4 protein-coding genes and 1 pseudogene are annotated in these 2,849 nt (G+C 39.8%); 2 read left to right on the top strand and 3 right to left on the bottom strand.

The annotated features are described in order from the left end of the window. Positions 1-52 precede the first annotated feature (52 nt). Positions 53-418 (bottom strand): polymorphic toxin type 50 domain-containing protein, encoded by a 366-nt coding sequence (locus B4113_RS08140; protein ID WP_235597982.1) that lies wholly within the window; start codon positions 416-418, stop codon positions 53-55. Positions 419-456: 38 nt separating this feature from the next. After that, positions 457-693, bottom strand: a pseudogene (locus tag B4113_RS08135) (terminase large subunit); the annotation flags it as partial. A gap of 276 nt (positions 694-969) precedes the next feature. On the opposite strand from B4113_RS08135, the gene B4113_RS08130 reads away from it, so the two are divergent. Both B4113_RS08130 and B4113_RS08125 read left to right on the top strand, forming a co-directional pair. Further along, a complete protein-coding gene (locus B4113_RS08130) occupies positions 970-1,161 on the top strand; it encodes a type II toxin-antitoxin system HicA family toxin (RefSeq protein WP_033843629.1) in 192 nt (63 codons plus the stop codon). A gap of 26 nt (positions 1,162-1,187) precedes the next feature. Continuing rightward, positions 1,188-1,598, top strand: coding sequence for a type II toxin-antitoxin system HicB family antitoxin (locus B4113_RS08125; protein ID WP_033843628.1), 411 nt, complete (start codon positions 1,188-1,190; stop codon positions 1,596-1,598). A gap of 354 nt (positions 1,599-1,952) precedes the next feature. Here the strand turns inward: B4113_RS08125 and B4113_RS08115 are convergent, their stop codons facing one another. Beyond that, complete coding sequence (locus tag B4113_RS08115) at positions 1,953-2,552, bottom strand: hypothetical protein (RefSeq protein ID WP_033843625.1); 600 nt, start codon at positions 2,550-2,552, stop codon at positions 1,953-1,955. Positions 2,553-2,849: the final 297 nt, after the last annotated feature.

The following is a 2,849-nucleotide window of genomic DNA, read 5'->3' as shown; positions in this document are numbered from 1 at the left end:
CCCCTGCATCATACCAAGAGGGCTTTTTTTGATCAAGTCCCCGGAAAAGCTCCTAACGGGAATGCTCCTTTTTTAACCACTCTAAAGTTTTCATATTTATCACCAATTCCCCTGTTCCAGCATATTTTCTCACTAACTCATTAGCTTCCTCATAAGAAATCGTTAAATAGCTTGGCTTCTGCTTACCCTTTGCTTTATTCCTCTCTACATAATCAAGATAGCGTTTATGAGACTTATGCTTGTCGTAATGGTTTCGGCTGTGTTCCAATTTATAAACACCATTACGAATATCGGCTCGTATCTGTTCTTCTAACGCTTGGCGCTTCTCTCTTTCTTTACGTTCCGCCTCGAGCTTTGGTTTCAATACATGTTCATTATACCACTCTTCATAAGGAACCGAATCCACCAATCCATTCATGGACTGGCGTTTTTCGCCGTTTGTGTACTCCGACTCATCTTTTCCCCGTACTCCACGCTTCCCGGTCCTTTCTTGGCCCCTTTAATCCTTGGAATGCCATGCTCTTTCTTCATCTCATCCACCGATTTCGGCTCGGCACTGTCAGCGATAATCGGTTCTACATGGTAGTTTTTCGCTTTGATTTTTTCAGCTACTTCTCGATTCGAAAGTTTTACGCCGTATATTTCATCGATCGCGTAAATGGTTCGCCGGGTTTTATCATAGTGCCAACGAATCGCCCCGCGCACTCGCTTGTATCGCTGGCGATTCGTTCCCATCACATCGAGCCAATCACGCCAGGTCATGTTGTCTTTTTTCTTCATGCGACGTAGCTTTTGTTTGTCTTTATCACTTAATGCTTCACGCAGTTTGTACATGTTCATCACTCCAATGAACGAAAATGCAATATTCACTTATTAGTGGCATTTACACGACAAAAAAAGCAAAAAATAACGAAAAAAAGTTGATACGTATTATAATACGTGTTATAATGAAATCAAGGAGGGAGGGAAATGAAGAGTTACTCTTCAAAGCAATTAATCAAAATGATACAGCAAGACGGATGGTACATAGTAAGAAGCAATGGCAGTCATTATCAGTTTAAACATCCTAGTAAACCTGGCTTAGTCACCATCCCTCATCCTAAGAAAGACTTACCAATCAAAACCGTAAAAAGCATACTCAAACAGGCGGGGCTACTCTAAGCCCCTCCTAAAGGAGGTTGATATATATGAATAAAAAAGATCGTTACATTTATCCAGCCATTTTCGATTATGCGGATGACGGAATATCTGTTGAGTTTCCGGATCTTCCTGGATGCTTTACATGCGGAAACACAGAAGAAGAAGCATTTCAAATGGCAAAAGAAGCGATGGCATTGCATCTGTACGGCTTAGAACAAGAAAATGAAAAAATCCCTCAGCCTTCAAAAGTATCGGAAATTCAAACAGAAAAACACCAAGTGGTTGTGTTCGTTGAAGTATGGATGCCACCTTTCCGTCATGAAATGGAGAACAAAGCCGTCAAAAAGACATTGACCATTCCTAAATGGCTCGACGACCTTGCGAAACAATACGATGTGAACTATTCGCAGATTCTCCAAGAAGCATTAAAAAAGCATCTTGGTGCAAGTGATCGATGAATGAAATAAAATATAATAAATCAATGCTGAAAAAGCCTCTTCAGCTGCACATGCAGAAGAGGCTTTCGTTTATACGTCTTTTTATTTTCTTTTCAGCTCATTGCGGATTCACGGGAACGAGATGATCCATCAACTGAGGAAGGTCAAGATCTTTGAACAGGGTGTTTATTCTATTCAAATAAGAACTTTCATAAATAGCCCGAATTCGAACGTCCATGATGAGCAAACTCCCTTTGCTTTCCTTGTGCTTCAAGGTTTTATTCGACAGGAAGATAAAAAAATCCTCCCGATTTTTGTCGAGAGGGTGCGAAATGTGAGTTGAAAAGAGTCAGAGGATGTCTACCTTTTAGGAAACTATGAAGTACAAGCATCAACAATGGAAGCAATTCCAAAGAAACCGAGTAAAGCCTCTTTTAATGATGGAGCAACATTAACAGCAGCAGCATTCACTGCTCGTTCCCAAGCAATCGTCCGAGGATACTTTAATTTTCTATAGTTTTTATAGTAGTTGATAGCAGTAGATACAAATTTTGCTGTTCCTCCAAGAGCTTTTAATGCTTCCTTAACTTTTAAAATTTTGGATGGTGCCCAAGCTAGCGTAACAAGCGCAACTCCTACAGCACTAACACATCCAACGACCCCCTGTATCTTGAATTCTCCTTGGTTTGTTTGATTGTACTGATATTGTATTGCTGCCAAGACAGCCGGATCATCAATATTTTCTTTGTACCAGTTAATAATGGCGTCAGTTCCTTCTAAAACAACTGATTCAGGAATTTGTTCAATGATGGATAATGCTTGTTCGTAATCATCTAATTGTGGTAATTCTTCTTCAATCCACTCTTCCATATAATTTTCTTCTACCTGCGCTTGAGCAATTCCTGCGCCACCCAAAGTGGATAGAATTAATACAAAGGATAAGAGGAACGATAAATAACTTTTTATTTTGTTCATTGGAATTCCCCCTCCTTTATTTATAAAAGTATGGCTCTTCACCAAAAGTTGTACTTGATTTTTCCATCACACATCTTACTTATGCATCCACGAAAGAACAGGAAACCAACCATGTTTTGCTTATACCTGTTCAGAGAAGTGCACCGTCGTCAAGTACACGTTGTGGTGATGAGCCAAAAGTATTTATATTGATCTAAATAATAACAAAATATATAATTTATACCCGTGGTGCTAGTTGAGCGCTAGCGCTCAACTAGCCCGAGTGTTACAAGCGAATACACCAACAAGATGCCATCG

Source organism: Geobacillus sp. B4113_201601 (genome assembly GCF_001587475.1).
GTDB classification, from domain to species: Bacteria; Bacillota; Bacilli; order Bacillales; family Anoxybacillaceae; genus Geobacillus; species Geobacillus icigianus.
The sequence above is the reverse complement of the archived record's forward strand: the minus strand, read 5'-3'. Positions and strand labels throughout refer to the sequence as shown.